The 16,849-nt window shown below is 55.7% G+C and carries 14 protein-coding genes; 7 read left to right on the forward strand and 7 right to left on the reverse strand.

Features of this window, described 5'->3' with window-relative positions; genetic code table 11:
- Positions 1–164 precede the first annotated feature (164 nt).
- From GRI42_RS00205 to GRI42_RS00215, 3 genes are all read left to right on the forward strand, one after another.
- Positions 165–2,639, forward strand: coding sequence for a TonB-dependent receptor domain-containing protein (locus GRI42_RS00205; RefSeq protein ID WP_160606070.1), 2,475 nt, complete (start codon positions 165–167; stop codon positions 2,637–2,639).
- Positions 2,640–2,730: 91 nt separating this feature from the next.
- Positions 2,731–3,822 carry a glycoside hydrolase family 68 protein gene (locus GRI42_RS00210; RefSeq protein ID WP_160606071.1) on the forward strand — a complete coding sequence of 364 codons (1,092 nt, stop codon included), beginning with the start codon at positions 2,731–2,733 and terminating at the stop codon, positions 3,820–3,822.
- The gene (locus GRI42_RS00215) at positions 3,819–4,703 is read left to right on the forward strand and encodes an ROK family protein (protein ID WP_160606072.1); all 885 of its coding nucleotides are present in this window, start codon (positions 3,819–3,821) and stop codon (positions 4,701–4,703) included. The genes GRI42_RS00210 and GRI42_RS00215 overlap by 4 nt, the downstream gene beginning before the upstream one ends.
- Positions 4,704–5,238: 535 nt before the next feature.
- Here the strand turns inward: GRI42_RS00215 and GRI42_RS00220 are convergent.
- The 3 genes from GRI42_RS00220 to GRI42_RS00235 all read right to left on the reverse strand — a co-directional run bounded on the left by GRI42_RS00220 (position 5,239) and on the right by GRI42_RS00235 (position 7,944).
- Entirely contained in the window at positions 5,239–6,510 is a 1,272-nt protein-coding gene (locus GRI42_RS00220; RefSeq protein ID WP_234033740.1) for a DUF418 domain-containing protein, read from the reverse strand.
- 405 nt (positions 6,511–6,915) lie between these two features.
- Positions 6,916–7,371 carry a hypothetical protein gene (locus GRI42_RS00225; RefSeq protein ID WP_160606074.1) on the reverse strand — a complete coding sequence of 152 codons (456 nt, stop codon included), beginning with the start codon at positions 7,369–7,371 and terminating at the stop codon, positions 6,916–6,918.
- Between the two features lie 315 nt (positions 7,372–7,686).
- A complete protein-coding gene (locus GRI42_RS00235) occupies positions 7,687–7,944 on the reverse strand; it encodes a DUF5676 family membrane protein (protein WP_160606076.1) in 258 nt (85 codons plus the stop codon).
- 237 nt (positions 7,945–8,181) lie between these two features.
- Between GRI42_RS00235 and GRI42_RS00240 the strand changes: the two genes are divergently transcribed.
- A complete protein-coding gene (locus GRI42_RS00240) occupies positions 8,182–8,901 on the forward strand; it encodes a hypothetical protein (RefSeq protein ID WP_160606077.1) in 720 nt (239 codons plus the stop codon).
- An 89-nt stretch (positions 8,902–8,990) separates the two neighbouring features.
- Here GRI42_RS00240 and GRI42_RS00245 read toward each other — a convergent pair whose 3' ends face one another.
- The 3 genes from GRI42_RS00245 to GRI42_RS00255 all read right to left on the reverse strand — a co-directional run bounded on the left by GRI42_RS00245 (position 8,991) and on the right by GRI42_RS00255 (position 12,040).
- Positions 8,991–9,863, reverse strand: a complete 873-nt coding sequence (locus GRI42_RS00245) for a c-type cytochrome (protein ID WP_160606078.1) — start codon at positions 9,861–9,863, stop codon at positions 8,991–8,993.
- 159 nt (positions 9,864–10,022) lie between these two features.
- Entirely contained in the window at positions 10,023–11,243 is a 1,221-nt protein-coding gene (locus GRI42_RS00250) for a DUF418 domain-containing protein (protein WP_160606079.1), read from the reverse strand.
- A 173-nt stretch (positions 11,244–11,416) separates the two neighbouring features.
- Positions 11,417–12,040 carry a YybH family protein gene (locus GRI42_RS00255; protein ID WP_160606080.1) on the reverse strand — a complete coding sequence of 208 codons (624 nt, stop codon included), beginning with the start codon at positions 12,038–12,040 and terminating at the stop codon, positions 11,417–11,419.
- A gap of 132 nt (positions 12,041–12,172) precedes the next feature.
- On the opposite strand from GRI42_RS00255, the gene GRI42_RS00260 reads away from it, so the two are divergent.
- The gene (locus GRI42_RS00260; protein ID WP_160606081.1) at positions 12,173–13,240 is read left to right on the forward strand and encodes a serine hydrolase domain-containing protein; all 1,068 of its coding nucleotides are present in this window, start codon (positions 12,173–12,175) and stop codon (positions 13,238–13,240) included.
- 272 nt (positions 13,241–13,512) lie between these two features.
- On the opposite strand, the gene GRI42_RS14190 is transcribed toward GRI42_RS00260, so the two are convergent.
- Complete coding sequence (locus GRI42_RS14190) at positions 13,513–14,040, reverse strand: PilZ domain-containing protein (RefSeq protein WP_160606082.1); 528 nt, start codon at positions 14,038–14,040, stop codon at positions 13,513–13,515.
- Positions 14,041–14,284: 244 nt separating this feature from the next.
- Between GRI42_RS14190 and GRI42_RS00270 the strand changes: the two genes are divergently transcribed.
- Positions 14,285–14,770, forward strand: a complete 486-nt coding sequence (locus GRI42_RS00270) for a PilZ domain-containing protein (RefSeq protein WP_160606083.1) — start codon at positions 14,285–14,287, stop codon at positions 14,768–14,770.
- A gap of 1,564 nt (positions 14,771–16,334) precedes the next feature.
- Complete coding sequence (locus tag GRI42_RS00275) at positions 16,335–16,811, forward strand: hypothetical protein (protein ID WP_160606045.1); 477 nt, start codon at positions 16,335–16,337, stop codon at positions 16,809–16,811.
- The last annotated feature ends 38 nt before the right edge of the window (positions 16,812–16,849 follow it).

The following is a 16,849-nucleotide window of genomic DNA, read 5'->3' on the forward strand; positions in this document are numbered from 1 at the left end:
TCCCCGGCAGGTCTGAAGCCTGCTCCATTCCCTCGACTGACACGAATCCAGATTTATTGCAAACGTTTGCAAAAATCGGTTGCAAACGTTTGCAATCGTCTTATGCCTTATAGCGAATCGTGGGCCGGCAGAGCGTCGCGATCTTGGGATAAGGAGTGGATGCCATGAAGTTTCGTGCAGTTCTGGCCGTGGGCGTTGCCCTCTCGGCCCTATCAACCACCGCCAATGCGCAGAACGCGGCGCCTGCCGCAGATGGCGATCCAGTTCTGGAAGATGAAGTCATCATCGTGACCGGCGTGGCGCGGGCGCAGAACCGCCTCGAGAGTTCCGTTTCGCTGAGCGTGCTGGACTCCGAATCCATTGCAGATGTGAACCCACGCTCGGCTGCGGACCTGGTTCGCCAGATCCCGGGTATCCGCTCGGAAGCTTCGGGTGGTGAAGGCAATGCCAATATCGCCGTGCGCGGCATCCCGGTTTCGACCGGCGGTGCGCGATACATCCAACTCCAGGAAGACGGCCTGCCGGTTCTCGAGTTCGGTGACATCATCTTCGGCAACTCGGACAACTTCGTTCGCGCTGATCGCAATGTCGGTCGCGTCGAGGCCGTTCGCGGCGGTTCGGCCTCCACCTTTGCTTCAAATTCGCCCGGCGGCATCATCAACTTCGTGTCGAAAACCGGTGAGAAGCAGGGTGGTTCGATCGTTGGATCGATTGGGCTCGACCACGAGACTTATCGGCTCGACTTCGATTACGGCGTACCGCTTGGCGACGACACCTATTTTCATGTCGGCGGCTTCTATCGCACTGGCCAAGGGGCGCGCGATATCGGCTACAACGGTAGCAATGGCGGCCAGATCCGTGCAAACCTGACGCAGGAATTCGATGGTGGTTACATCCGCTTCTTCGGCAAGTATCTGGACGACAAGACGCCAACCATCCTGCCACAGCCGGTATTCGTCGGAGGCACCAACGCCGACCCTGACTATCAGGCCATCGCCAACTTCGATCCGCGCGACGATGCTCTCTACAGCCGCTACATCAACACCGTGGCGACGCTTGACGGCAGCAACAATCCGGCCGTCTACGACTTCCACGACGGGCTTTCGGTGAAATCGAAATCGTTCGGTGTCGAAGCGGAAATCGAATTCGCCCCCGGATGGACTGCCACAAACCGCTTCCGTTATTCGGATAATTCAGGTGCTTTCCTGTCGCCGTTTCCGGCCAGCGCGGGGGCCGCGCAGGACATCGCTGATGGCATCGGCGGTCCGGGTTCTTCAATTGTATTCGCGACAGGTCCCAATGCGGGGCAAACCGCCACTGCTTCCTCGATCGGTGGCAACGGGTTGCTGACCAACATCGTGAACTTCAACACGCGCTTGAACGATCTCGGCCTGATCGCGAACGACCTTCGCATTTCGCGTGATTTCGATGTCGGTGGAGGTGCGCTGACCTTCACCGGCGGCTTTTACGCCAGCCGCCAGAATGTCGACACCGACTGGCTGTGGACTTCGCATGTGCAGACTGTGGAAGGCGACGGCAACGCCGTGCTGGTCGATATCGTCGACGCGAGCGGCAACACCGTCACGCAGAATGGCGTCGTCGGATACAGCGCGAGCTTCTTCGGCAATTGCTGCCGTCGCAATTACGATGTGCGTTACGACACCTATGCGCCCTTTGCCTCATTGTCGTTCGAAAGCGGTGCGCTCACGCTCGATGCCAGCATCCGGTATGACTACGGTAGTGCGGACGGTTCGATCACCGGATCGGACAGCGGTTATGGCAACGGTATAACCAGCTTCGATTTCGACAATGACGGCACGATCAGCCCCGCGGAAGCTTCGACGGCGGTACTGCCGCTCGGCAATTCGCGTCCGGTCAATTACGATTTCGATTATTTCAGCTTCTCGCTCGGCGCCAATTACCTTGTGATGGACGATCTTTCGGTCTTTGCGCGATACAGTCAGGGCGGGCGGCACACGGCCGACCGCAGCCTGTTCTCGCCTGCCGTGAGCACGCTGGATGGTAGCCTTCCCGGTGGCGACGACAGCGGCGTGATCGCCGAAGTCAACCAGCTCGAAGGCGGCGTGAAATACCAGGCCGGCGGACTGCGCCTCTACGGTACCGTCTTCTATGCCGAGACTGCGGAAACCAATGTCGAGATTGCGCCGCTCGAACTGACCGATAACCGTTACGAAGCAATCGGTGTCGAATTGGAAGGAAGCTATTCCTTTGGTCCGTTCTCGATCTCCGGCGGCGCCACCTACACAGACTCGGAAATCGTGGATGCGCTCAACGCGTCGGTCATCGGCAACACGCCCCGCAGGCAGGCCGATTTCGTCTATCAGGGCACCGCTCAGTACGAGGACGATCTCCTGACCGCTGGTGTCAATATGATCGGCACGACGGAAAGCTTCACCCAGGACAGCAACGAACTCGTCCTGCCGGCCTATACGCAGGTCAACGCTTTCCTGGCCGTGCGCCCGCTTGAGCGTCTGGAAGTGTCGCTCAATGCGAACAACCTGTTCGACGCATTCGGCTACACCGAGGCCGAAGAAGGTTCGATCCCGGGTAACGGCATCGTGCGCGCAAGGTCGATCGCAGGTCGAACGGTTACGGCCTCGGTTCGCATCGATTTCTGATCCTCCCTTCGATCAGATCGATTGGCCGGCGAACCGATCCTCCCCGGTTCGCCGGCCAATTTTTTCCCGACGGCAATTCTAGGGTGAACTTGTGACCACTGCCTGGACCAGAACACACGTCGAAGCCGTAGCAAACCTGCAGGTTGCGCAGCTGCCGAAGCTGTCTGCAACCGAGGTCGTGCGACCCCGGCCTGAACTCTATTACTGGGACATGTGGCCAGTACAGGATCGTGATGGAAACATCGCCGATATCGCTGGGCGCGAGTTCTGGATGATCCTGACCGCTCCTGACGATGGCGATCCTTCGGGACGGCATTTTAAGGCCAAGATACATCTGCTTGAACGAAAGGATGCCAAGTGGGTCGATCTCGGCCCTCTCCTACCCGACTTCGGCGGCCCATATGAGCGGGAATGGTCCGGCTCCTCGATCTGGGACCAAGGAAAATACGTGCTCTGGTTCACCGGGGCCGGACTGGAAGCGTCGCCCGGTGGCTACCAGCAGGCTTTGTTCGAGACCACAGCCAGTACGGACTCGAGCGGACTGCCAATCGAATGGAGGAGCCCGCAACCGATCCTGACTGAATTGACCTCGGACTACATCGCCGCCGATGCTCACGAAGGTGAGGCGGGACGTATCAAAGCCTATCGCGATCCTGCTTATTTCAGGGATCCGGCGGATGAGCGCGAATACTTGGTCTTTTCCGCATCGCGCCCAGCAGGCGAGAGCGAGTATACCGGCGCAATCGGACTTGCCGAAAAGGTGGATGGAAAGTGGACCTTGTTGCCACCCATCATCCATTCTGGCGGAGTGAACAACGAGTTGGAGCGCGCGCACATCGTCTTTCACAAGGGACGCTATCTGGCGTTTTGGGCCACTCAGTCGAGTACCTTCGCGCCGGAATTGCAGCATGCGCCAACCGGCCTATACGGAATGTCCGCCCAGGCTTTTCGCGGATCCTACACACCATTGAACGGGTCTGGACTAGTACTGGCCAACCCTGCTGGTCGCCCTGCACAGGCCTACAGCTGGTCGGTGACAAAGGAATTGCTTGTCTCCAGCTTCATCGAATGCGCAGATGACGAGTGTAGCGAATTCGCAGGCGCTCCTGCGCCTCTTTGCGCGCTGGCTATCGGACCTGAGGCCAAAGATGCCCGGCCAGTTCGGATGGAGGTGGTAAGATGAGTGACGGTCTGCTTGGAGGGATTGAAGCGGGCGGCACCAAATTCGTCCTTGCGGTAGGTGAAAGTCCAAACCGCGTACGCGCCACGCACACAATCCCGACCCGTGACCCATCCGCAACCCTTGCGGAGGCGCGAGAATGGTTCGAGCAACAGGGTAAGCTTTGCGCTATCGGCATTGCCAGCTTCGGGCCTGTCGAACTCGACAAGGCGTCACCCGCCTGGGGCCATATTCTCAAGACACCCAAACCCAACTGGTCCGACTGTGACCTCGCAGGATACTTCGGACGGGCTTTTTCCGTCCCGATCGGATTTGAGACCGATGTAAACGGCGCGGCTCTTGCAGAGTATTACCACGGCGCCGGGAGGGGAGCGTCCTCGCTCACCTACGTTACGGTCGGAACTGGAATAGGAGGCGGGACCATCATAAATGGCCGCCTCGTGCACGGAGCAGGCCATTCGGAACTGGGCCACATCTACCCTCGACGTGTCCCGGGCGATCAGGATTTTGCAGGTTTCTGCCCTTTTCATGGGGACTGCCTCGAAGGACTGGCGTGCGGGCCAGCGATTCTTGAACGCTGGGGGTCGAGCCTTTCGGACCTTCCCTCAAACCACGAAGCCCATGATCTTGTGGCGGGTTATCTCGCCCAGATGTGTCACAGTATCTATGCTTCAATGGCGACAGAAGTAATCGTGCTGGGAGGAGGGGTCATGAAAACACCGGGGCTACTGGACAAGGTCGTCAAACGGGCGGAGGAACTTGGGGCAGGTTATTTCCCCAGCCGAGAGAACCACAAGATAGTGTCTCCGGCGCTCGGAGATAAGGCTGGCCTGGCTGGAACTTTGCTGCTGGCAGAAGCAGCACTCCGAGGCGAACAGAGCTAGCTTTGCACTCACACCCTGTTGATCGCTTAGGTACCTAGGCAGGTACAGGTTTGGCAGCTTTCGGGAAGCAATTTTGGTAGATCGAGCGTCCGGAATGGGGGCGCAAAGCCGACATGGAAGCGCGTTGCTCGTTCGGAAGTTCTCAGCAGTCAGGAGTGGGGTGGCCAAGAAATGGCCGTTTTCTGCGGTTCACGAAAAATGGTGCCGCTTACGTGACTCGAACACGTGACCCCATCATTACGAAAACCTGTGACAAGCCGCAAACGAGCTATGGATTACAGTAACTTATACGCAGCTGCATCCCGCTCATGCTCGTCGACCCACCTCGTTCCCAAATTACCTTCCAAGCAAGGCGTAAATTCAATCAGGTGAAAGCGCCTTGACCCAATCGTTTGCACTTATGCGCCCCACCCTCTCCCACTTTTGTCACTGCGCGGACCGAACTGGAGGTCTTCTTTCGGCTCCGTTGGGAAGTCACAATCACGGCCGCCTTTGGGTGGAGATCCGACCTTAGAATTGAGGAGCGACTGGCTCCTTATGCGACCTTCTTTAGCGCAGGCGCCTGCATGTAAGTCAGATAACGCCACAGCCATTCCAGCGGGCCCATCTTGTAATATCTGAGCCAGAGCGGGCTGAGCACCAGCTGCACCAAACAGATCGCCAACACGACATAATAGAGCTCGTACCGCTGGAGCTGTCCGAAATAGCCGAACCCCACGAAGAAGATCGCGCACACCACTGAGGGGGTCAGGTAATTGGTGAATGCCATCCTGCCGACCGAAGCGAGCGCGTTCTGAAACAGCTGGAAGACACCCGAACGCGCGAACAGCAGCAACAGGCCCAAATGGCCTGCAGTTGTTGACAGTCGGCCCAGGTCGTAGGTGATTGCTGCCTGGTTGAACGCCAACAGGCCAAATCCGCCGTCCATAATCAAACGGGTCTCAATCGTGTTGACGGTAAAACCGATCCCGTACCCCACGATGACCAGCGCCCAATAGAAGCCGTTCGACCGCTCGAGCGTGAACACGCCCAGCTTGAACAGCGCCATGCCGATCATCATCATCGGGAAGATATCCAGAAAGAAAAAGCGGTAGAAGCGCGTACTTTCCATGTTGGCAGTCTCGGAGGCATTGAGCCAGAAAGAGCTGGAATAGCTAGCGGTCGCCTGTTCGATATATTTGCTCTGTTCTTCGGCAGTATATTCGTGCCTTTCCAGCGCCTGTTCCCAAGCCTTTGCCTGCTCCTGCTGTTCCCCGGTAACGTTCGCGCCGCCCGCCTGCACAGCCTGATAGGCGTTGTAATCGCTGAGCGATTCATTGGTATTCTTCAACGCGAACAACGCGCCGAGCAGCATTGCCCCCGCGCCGATCAGCAGCAGGTATCTGGGCATCATTCGGCGAAACGGGAACACGATCAGCGCGATTAGCCCATAGAAGTACAGGATATCGCCGCTCCACAGGAATAGGTAGCCGTTGACCATACCGAACGCCGCCAGCCACAGATTGCGCCGCATGTATATGTCTGCAACGTCGCCCCTGCCCTTAGCCTCTAACCGGCTGGTGAACAGGACGATCCCTGCTCCGAACAGCATCGAGAACAGCCCGCGCTGGGTGCCCTCAAATCCAATCTGGATGATCAGCCAGGCCACCAGGTTCGCTCCCTCGGCCCCGCCATAATTTACCGGATTGTTATAGGCATGAGGCAACCCAAACCCTGTAATGTTCATGAGCAGGATGCCAAAAAGGGCCGCACCGCGGACGAAATCCAGCGCCACGATGCGATTGGCAGTCGGGCCGGTCTTCTCCATGTCAGGAGTCGAAATGTCTGAAAACGTCGAACCGAATTCTGTTGCATTGCTTGCCATCGTCACCCCCAGAGGAATGGCTAAACCAATGCGACCCACGAACTTAAGGCGAGAGACACTGAATCTCGGCCCCGGTTCGTCTTTGGCGGGTAAACGCGCTTTGACGCAATTGGAAGCGCTAAACCAATGCTGTCGAGAAGCATTCACGATCTTCCCGCCGATATCAAAGGACTGGACCTTCCGACGCTCGGCGCAACTTGCTGGATGGGGTTGGACCCGCAATTAGGCCGCTCTCGGGTAGTTAGCTGACTGTCCGCTCTTGGGGCAAGGCTAGCTCGGTGAAACCGTCGTCAGATGGGTGGAAAGCGGTCATGCTGGGCCAACACCTACGAGAGGCTGGAGATTGCTTTAGAATGCTGACCTGCTTCCTACAATTTGCCTACAAAGGAAGAGCGATAACGAAGGCACAACAATCCACATAGCGAGGGGGACAAGCCCAATTCCGAATATCTCAGGCATCAACGAGGAATATTTCCAGCCCCATCCGGACCGCACTGCCAGCCATTCGATTGCGATGGTTACGCCGATACCTGCGCCAAGATAGATCAAAATTGCGGAACGGCTCGGCTTCTCCATCCAAAGCGATCCCTTGGACACCCTGTCCGTCACCCATGCGGCCGCCACCATGATCCCGGCATCGCCGAGAGAAGCGGCGCCGCAGACCTTTGTCGCAGCCCAAGGTGTCTCAGCTTCCATCTCATAAAAAGGCATCTGGAACATTTCCCAGACGAAGGCGACGAGGAAGCCATGTATAGCGAGCCAAATAACCGGTGATCCTTGCGTCGTCACGACTTCCTTTTCCAAAGGCGCTTTCCTCTAATATCCACCTGGTGGATCGCTGGCTGGAAAGCTTTCGTCGAGGTCCTCGTCGGTTTCTGACCACTCTCGCCGCGGGGCATCCCGCATGGCTTCGGGGCCGGCATCACGAATATCCAAATGGCTTTCATGAGGCTGGTCAGGAGCATAAGCGGCGTTTCTTTTGCGTACCTTCCCCCTGCGCAATACAGCGGCCACGATGGCTACTAACCTGTTGATCATAGCCTTTCCCCCAATGGAGATAAGCACCCTAGCACAAGGCCGGTTTCATTTCACTCTGCAGCCGGACCGGCCAAGGCTCTTTCAGTCTACCAGCCGATTGTAAACAACGGCAGTCGCACCGGCGATCAAACCAGCACCAATCGACCAAGCGAGCAGGCCTACCACAAGGCCTGAGGAATTGAGTTGCCAGTTCATATGACTGAAATCGGCGTGGACCATATGACCAGTCACTTGCATCATCGCCTGCGGCGCTCCGATTACGAGGAGGCTGCAAATCACCCAAGCGGCCCCAAACACGGCCGCAGTGGAGATGCTGAGCTTGAAAGCGTTGATTTTCATGGTTCTCTCCTCAGACATGCGGAATGTATAGCAGAAGAAGAACTGGCTGAAGTTGATTGAGATCAATCTCGTGGTTTAAAGCAGGACGGTCGCTGGTCGTTCGGGCACATCGCTAGCTCGATGAAAGCGCATTGCGATGGGTAGGAAGCGGACTGGGAATGCTCTCGCTCTTCAAGGTGACTTGGCTGGTTTCCTAAACGCAACTAGCTTCATGCTCTCGGACAGTTTGGAGGTGGCATGACTGGCTCGGCGAAGCTCTCTGCGAATGAACATCGGTTTGTCCAAATTTGGTCGTTTCTTGCAATTTTGACGATTGTGGTCGGCTTCACGCCAAGTTTTTATGGGCGAGCTTTCGTCGATGATCCACCAGGCAATCCGCTCAATGCGCTGACCGTAGCGCATGGATTGCTTTTTACGGCTTGGATCCTTCTTTTTGCATGGCAGGTCCTGAATATCGCGCGCGGTCGGTATGCGCGACACCGTGCCTTAGGCTGGACGGCATTGGCATTTGTCCCGATCGCATTGGCCAGTGGCCTGATAGTCGCGCTTGAGCATGCGTCGAGGCCAACCACTGGCGACGAACCGATACCTCCCGATGTCTTTCTACTTTTGCCTATTTTCGAGGTGGTGAACGCGTGCATCCTAATTCTGCTGGGCTGGTTGCATCGCAAAACACCGCACATTCACAAGCGCATGATGCTCTTCGCCATTGCAGCCATGGTAGGAACGGGGAGTGGTCGAATCGCAGGGTTCCTTGGCACCTTTGTCGTACCAGCCCTGTTTGTCCTCGCGATTTGGGCGTTCGATCTAATTAGAGCCAAACGGCTTCATCGATGGGTCCTTGGTGGTGGCGCTATCGCCGTCTCGACCTATTTGGTTCCTCTGGCAGTCGGCTTCAGTGAGCCGTGGCGCACCATGGCGCGAGCAATTATCGAGACTTGGAAGATGCTATCCTAGCGCTTCATCGCAGCGCGTACCCCAATGACAGCAATCGGGTCGAAAGCGGATGGTCGGCTTTCGAGTTGACGACGGTGACTTGATACCCGCTATTTTTCAGTCGCCGCCCGGCTTTCAGCCAAGGCAAAGACGTATTGATATATATCTGTGCGTTCGGACGGCGTGAGCGGATATGCTGCATGCGTCCCACCCCATTCATTCGGCGGCATTGGACCAGAGACCGTCATATCACTACCCAGGAGTGCGTCGAAGGTTGCCCCGTCATATGAAAGTGCGGCTTGGACATCTCCGCTGTTTTCGCCTTTGCCGTCGAGCGCAGCTCCATGACACACACTGCAAACAGTCGTTGCGATGTAGCGCCCCCGTTCGAGGGAAGAGCCTAGGTTCGGCACGCGGTTCGCAACGTAATAGGCCACCTCATCAGCAGCCGATGGGTAGAAGCGTCTCCCGTACTCCTTCTCTCGCCAATAGTCTCTTGGCAACCGATCTGCGACGGCGTCGGCAAATCCAGCAGGTGGTTCGGGGGTTGGCGCGCCTGCTGGTTTTATGGTTCGGAGAAAAGCAATTAAGGCGCTCATGTCTTGCTCTGAAAGAAAATGAGTTTGCCTCGACGGCATTAGGTAGAGTTCGCGATCAGAACGCTTGCCTTCGCGAAGAATGAGTTCCAGCTCAGCATCGGACATCTGAGGCATGGTTAGGGAGATGTTGGTTGCCCAAAGCCCTTCCACCAATGGAATCATCTCACCAAAATTGGCCCCAGTGTAATCTTCGAGGTGACAACTATTGCAGGCGAAGACTTCGGCCATTCGCTCGCCGTGCATGAGTTTTTCAGCATCAGCCTTATAATCGGCTCCATCGAAGGCGATCAACGAACTCTGACCCTCATCAATATCCGTGGCTCGATCCGAGCAGCCTCCAAGTAATGCAATCACAATGATTGTTGCAGCTACAGCCCTGATCATCGATGTAAGCCCCGCTCAAATTTATTCCGTGGCTGGCAGACGTAACACATAAGGGCGGAATGTCTGCAATCGGGTCGTTAGCCGCCCGTCCGCTACTGGCCCAGCGCTAGCTCGGTGAAAGCGTCGCCAGTTGGGTGGAAAGCGGACGTAGCCAAAGGTTTAGGCCATCGTCACTTTTGCTGGCGGTTTCGGCGGATAGGTAAGGCGCCGCCAAAGCCATTCGAGGGGGCCTTGTTTGTAGCGGGAAAGCCAGAGGCGGCTCCAAACCAGCATCAAGGCGAAAAAAAGCAGTCCAATGGCGTAGGTTTCTGGAACCTTGAGAGTCCCCATCATCCCAAGTCCAATTCCGTAGAATATGAGACCCATGACCACGCTTGTCCCGATGTAGTTGGTCAGCGCCATGCGCCCCGCATCCGCAAGAATACGTCGTAGGCGTGGTGTATAAGGAATAATCAAGAGAAACGCCGCCGCGTAAGCGAAGCCCAGTGGCGCGGTGCCCAACAGCGACGACCAGTGCGACTGTTGGTGCGGCATTTGTTGTGCATATACGATGCTGCATGGCACACCGATGGCAAGGCCGACCAGCAGGACGCGCCACAACAGGGTGCGATTTCCGATCAGATTTCCGCGCACAAGCAACCGCCCGGCCCACATTCCCAAGAGCATTGTCCCCAAAACCTTCAGGAATCGCCAATCCTCGATGCGTCCGACAATTCCAAAGGCCCATTCAGATGCTGCGCGAGGTATTAATTCAGCCACACCTCCGGTGGCGAGGTCGTTGAAATATTCGCTATCCGTCGTCGCAGTCCCTCCCGCTGCCACATAGATATTCATAGCCCAATCCCACATTGGCGATGCCCACCCAGGGCTCTGGTTGTTGACGAAGAAAACCAGAAGAGACGGAAGAACGAATATCAATACCGCTGACGTCGCGAGCAGAACGCGATCGGAAAGCGGTCGGAAAAGGGGAAGCGTGAAGCCGAGCAACGCATAGAGCATTAAAATATCGCCCGGCCAGATCAGACAGATATGGATTAGTCCGAAAACCAGAAGCACGGCCATTCGCCTTATAAAAATGCGTCGGCCATCGGCACCACGCGCGTCCAGGCGCTCAAGTTGAAGCGAGAAGCCAAGTCCAAACAGCGCGGAGAAAATCGTATAAAACTTGCCGTCCAGTATGCCGTTAAACACGGCTGCGAACTGCTGCTGGGTGACCGATCCCATCAATTCTGGCACGCGTTCACCAGCGAACGGTATCCCAATCCAAACAGGCAGATTGGCAAGCAGAATGCCAAAGAGTGCGAAACCTCTCAGGGCATCGATCTCCGTGAAGCGATCAGATGCTCCAGCAGGTTCAATAAGTCCGCTTACTTTCGTCAAATCGCTGCCCACACGCCGCCTAGAGCACCGTAGCCATATCGGGCGAGCAGTCCAGAATCATCATTGAGCAAGGGCTGTATCGTCAGCATTCGGGTCGATCGCCGACGGTCCGCTCCTGGCCCATCGCCACCTTGGTGGAAGCGTCGTCAGATGGGTAAAAAGCGGAAATGGGCTTATTCACTGACGGTGATTTCAGAGACTCGCCTTTGGACTTCCGTTTCCAAAATGGCCTCAAAGTCCCCTAACCATGACGCATGGTGGTGCCAAATGCGCCAGCCATCCTCCTCGCGACGAAAGACAAATGTCCGGCGATTGTCGAGTGCAGGGCCAAGGACAAAGCTAGCGATGGCCACATCACCTCGGCGGTCGACACGGAGAGAAACCGGATTGATATCCAAAACATCTTCCTGAGAGGCTTGGCGCCCGCCAAAGAACTTATCGAACGTAGCCAGGATCTGGTCGCGACCATTCAATCGTCCCGGCCCGGCTTCACCAATCAATAACGGTAGGAATGCCGTGGCGTCCTCTGTCCACATTTGATTGAAGCAAGCCTGATCGAGCCTAGTGAAAGCATAGAGTAATCGCTCCGCCGCTACTTCTGGCCCCAAAGCGGGATCAGGCGGACAAGGCAATTCGGCCAAGTTCAAATCAGACTCAGGCGGTTCGTTGGCAAGCGCGGTATTGCCGAGGGTGGAGCAACACAAAATCGCGCTGATGAGCGAATACAGCAAGAAAGGCCTCAACATCCCAACTCCCATAATTTCACCGGGAGATAATGCCATATTCTTGATGATCATCGCAAATTGCCCCCATAAAGCTCGGCTTCTGGGTGGGAAGCGGACGTAGCCGATATCAAATCACAGCCGATCCACATTTGATCTGCATCTAAAGATAGGGTCTATAGTTCTCACAACAATTCGGGGAGAGCCATGACACGCTATTTACTATGTGCACTCGCGCTATTGATCTGTTCTCCGTCCTATGCCGGTGACGATCCCTCGCTGGAACAGCTGCTTGCTGAGGAAGTGAATGCTGGCGTTTTCATGGGCAATGTACTGATTGCCGATGGTGATGAGGTAATATTCGAGGCCAGCTACGGCAGCGCGAATTTGGAATGGGGCATAGCCAACGCCAGTGATACAAAGTTCCAGATCGGATCGCTTGCCAAGCAGATCAATGCTGCCGCCATTTTGCTCCTGAAGGAGCGAGGTCTTCTTGATTTGGACGACCCGGTAAAGGCTCATTTTCCTAAGGCACCACCTCACTGGGATAGAATAACGCTGCGGCATCTGCTGACCCACACTTCGGGGATCGTCAACATCACCGCGCATTCTGATATCGACCGGCTGGTTAGACTTCCGTTATCCCAGGAAGAGCAATTCGCGCTCTTTATCGAAGAGCCTCTCGAATTCGCGCCGGGCGAGAGGTGGCAATACTCGAATTCCGGCTATCTCGTGCTCGATGCCGTGATCGAAAACGTCAGTGGTGAGACATGGGAAGAGTTCACAACAAGCAATATTTTCGCGCCATTGGGCATGAATGATACAGGTCTTGATGACTTGCGTCGGATTCTGCCAAAGCGCGCCTCCGGCTATAGCCTTTCAGACGGCTTGCTGCGCAATGCCGAGTTTGAGGAGGTCGCGATCCGAAAGGGGGCTGGCGGACTCTATTCGACCACGCACGACCTGCTTAAATGGCAAAGGGGCTTGTTCAACGGGAAACTATTGAGCGCCGCTTCAGTCGATGAAATGATGACGCCCGCTGCAGATGCGATACGAGGTTCCTCCTATGGATTGGGGTTCCTTATTCAAGATGACGACGACGGTCGATTGATTTGGCATCGCGGTTCCAACAACGGGTTTAAGGGCTGGGTCGGTTATGATCCCGATGCAGATATTACTGTGATAATCCTCACAAACATCCGCGATAGCCAATTACTCGATCTTGGCCCGCGTCTTGTGCAGGTGTCGCGGGCGCGGGCCACACCACCGAACTAGTCATTGAAAGACAGGACTAAAGTGAAAGTCGGCAACCCGATCGATCTGCAGGTGAATTCAGTCCTGAGAACTAAGTCTGCAATCGGGTCGTTAGCTGTCTGTCTGCTCCTGGCGCATCGCTAGCTCGGTAAAACAGTCACGAACTGGGGTGGAAAGCGGAGGCAAGTGATAGGAAAAGACCTCGAGACAACAAGCCGAATAGCTGCTTTCAATCACCCAAGGATCGAGTGGCCGGGTCTGAGAGGGACGCTCACGCAAACACCTGACCACAATTACCGATTTCTTCCGAAAACATCGCTGATGGCAAAGTAAGCGTCGACCAAGAAAAACCAGACCTTTATCGCGACCCACAGTGGCGCGATCCAGATAAGATCCGCGTTAGTAACCGGGCGATTTTTGGTGCTGGCAGCGGCGATCGTCTCTTCTCGATCAGGCCTCGCCAAGGCGTCTGAATTCGGCGGTAGTGATGCGAGGCGAATGGCGGACACTGCCGAGCTTGAAATCGGTTCGCTAAATTCTATCCCAATCTGGACGTCAGCTTGGCGTACTACGAGCCCTGAGGCCTTCGAACCGTCGAGTAAGCAGACCCCAACTTTGTCACCGAGCTTGAGATCGCAGCTAGTCATCAACCGCATACCCGATCGGGAGATGTCTAGGATCAACGCTCTAGAGGCGGAACCCTGAGGACATTCAAGAGCCGACTTAAAATGTACGACATGCCGTGGTTCCTTGCGACTTTCGCGCGCCGTGAAAGTATCTGAGGTGATTGTTGCCCAGGAAGATAGTGATTGTTTCGCCACCAGGTCGCCCTACCAGAATTTGCTGATTTTGGGTGTGCTGCTCATCGGAAATCGAAGACGGATGCGCGCTCGCCGGAAAGTTCAAACCCATCTTATGGGGAGTACAAATCCCTGAAAAGGACAGCACATCGCACCTTAGTGCGCACAACGGTTGCGACAAGTCGAGCCAGACATCAGGCAGCCTGACGCATAGGTTTGGCAGGCTTTAATCTTTCTTCTGTGTATTGGAGCTCGGAGGTCTACCATGCTTCCTAAGCTCGCTCAGATTTCAAATTCAGCCGAACCTTCCGAAAGGAGGCGCGCGGAACGCCGCGTTATCTCATTCGGTTTCGATGCTGGTCGAAGCCAATCTTCCGCTCGGATTCTGATACTCGATATCTCGCCAACAGGTGCACTTCTCCAGACTTCGGCCGATCTGGGAGTTGGGGAAATCATCGACTTCGATATTCCTGAAGCAGGTCTCGTTAGGGCCGTTATCGTACGGCGTACTGCTGACAATTTCGGCGTCGAATTCATGACGCCGGTTAGTTCTGCTGTCGTGAGCGCGGTCCTGCTTGCATCCCCGGCAAAGCCACCCATTCTTGATGAGTTTGAGCTGGAAGCTGCGCGCCGCTCAGTTCCGACATATGACCCCGTTCCCGAGTGGCTTATGTGGACCGTCATGCTCGCATGCTGCGGAGCAATAGCACTTTTTATTTTCGCGCTTGGCTTCCTGCCCGTCACCTTGTGAGGGCCTTGTAATGCAGTGCGACTACAGCAATTCCCAACCCGTGGGGCAGGTGCGTTCGTAAGAAACAAGCTGAGCCAGTGTTATCTGGGGCTGGAAAAAATTGTAAATTTCCGACATTGTCATCGCAATAGCTGGCGTTTGAATGCCATTACGAGGGGTGGCGATGATATTTCGGGTCAAACAAATGTCGAAAGCTGATTTCTTGGAGTTCGAAGCTCGATATCGCGGTGTCTACAGAGCCTTAGGAAGGCCATCGGGGGCGGCGCTGTTGGCAAGTCGGGTATCGGAGGGTGGAATTGTGGCGATCTTGTCCCAAGACTTTTGCGATCCATTCGAACAGCTGTCCTACGATGGTTGGGTAAGCCTCTACGACCCGGTCGATCTTCAGTGCGAGTTCGTTGCTGGAGACCGGAATCTTGGTGATTGCCTGGAGCGCAGCAAGCAAACCGAAGATCATTCCTCGACCAGTAGCCTCTAAAATCTGACGGGCCATTGCTGGATGTCGCGGAAAGTTACCTTTTCGCGTCGCTAGTCTGAAATGTCAGGGTGTGGATCGCCAAGCTTCGGGGAAAGGTCTGCCGATCTGAATAAGGTCAGGTGCCGATAGACGTGGTGATTGAATTACAGGCCGCGCGCTGTAGCGAAATACAGTGAAAGGTTGAAGGGCTGGCGGGAAGAGGAACTCTAGCCAGCCCTTCTGGCAGTCCCCCATTTAAAGACCACCGATACTCTCATTGTTTCAACAGTTTTAGAGAATGGCAAATCTGAGGGGAGGAACGGCAAGGCCTCTAGAAGGCTCACCCTGTGCAGGGTCGCAGAACACAGGGTGGCTTGCCGCTCCAATCTTGAAACTGCGCGGACTTCATCCCGCCGTCACGCGAGGAAAACTTTTCGCTCACCAGAAAAGGTGGCGGGCCGCCCCCTCGGAGGAAAAGGAGGGCGGATCTGGCGACCCGTGCAGTATATCGGCACACATTAGACCGTCTAACAGCCGTGCGCCGAACCCGTAATCGGAGTGACGTGATCCAGGATCAGAGCCCAGATTGTTTCCTGCGTTGAAAGGCAGCCTACATCATATTGATTTGGATTGCGAATCTGCTGGCATGCTTGTCGCCCTCCGCAAAATTCGACGAACTGCATGGAGTGCGGGCAGAGCGCTGTTAGTGCGTATCGGCATGGAAGAGGCCGATGCACGGTAATTTGGGGCCAGAAGACAAGAACCGCGAGCGCGTGCTCTGGTGGTCCGTCACATTCGTGATGACCCTATTCGCTGTCATACTCGGCATCGCAATGGTCGCCTAGGCGAGCTCCCAGCGCTTTTCTTCTAGTAAAGCAAAGTAAGGCCTTTTGTCATGCGTCCTAGCGGTGGCGCGCTTGGAAGCCGTCGATCCTGTCCGCAATCGGGTCGTTAGCTGCCCGTCAGCTCATGGCATGGCGCTAGATCGGTGAAACCGTCGTCAGATGGGTGGATTGCGGACATTGCTCTTGCTTCTGTTTATGGCAGGTAGCTCCTTTGAGTGGGAGATGGACCATGGGAAGCTTGAGCATTCGAAATCTTACTCTGATGGCGGCGATTACGAGTTGCTTCCTGCAAGCTGGCGGTGGGCTATTCGCAATCTCGGTATTGGTCAGCACAATCACGGAAGCACCGCCTAGATCATTCGCGATGCTAGAAGGAGCATACAGCTACGACAGTAGCGCATTCTGGGAAACATTGCCGCCGATCACCGCTGCTTTGATCGTAATTGCATTAGCTGCGAACTGGAAGACTTCCCGCCGCTGGTTGATGGTGACCGCATTTGCCCTATTCATTTTAGGTGGGCTTCTTGCAGGAATCCTTCTGGAGCCGGAGTTCGCTCGCATTACGGAGGGTGGTTATAATGACTGGGTCGATCCTGAATTGAAAGAACGCGCACGCAGTTGGTATGCTCTCGACTGGGCAACTTGGAGCCTTACGCTGTTTGCTGGCATTGCTTTGCTATTGGCGCTCGCTCTTCCCGCAATCGCTGAAGACCGACCCAAAGCACGGCCATTTGGGTAAGGCTAACGCGCGCCCCAGAAATGTCCCCAATCGGGTCG

It is taken from the genome of Qipengyuania gaetbuli, from assembly GCF_009827315.1.
GTDB lineage: Bacteria > Pseudomonadota > Alphaproteobacteria > Sphingomonadales > Sphingomonadaceae > Qipengyuania > Qipengyuania gaetbuli.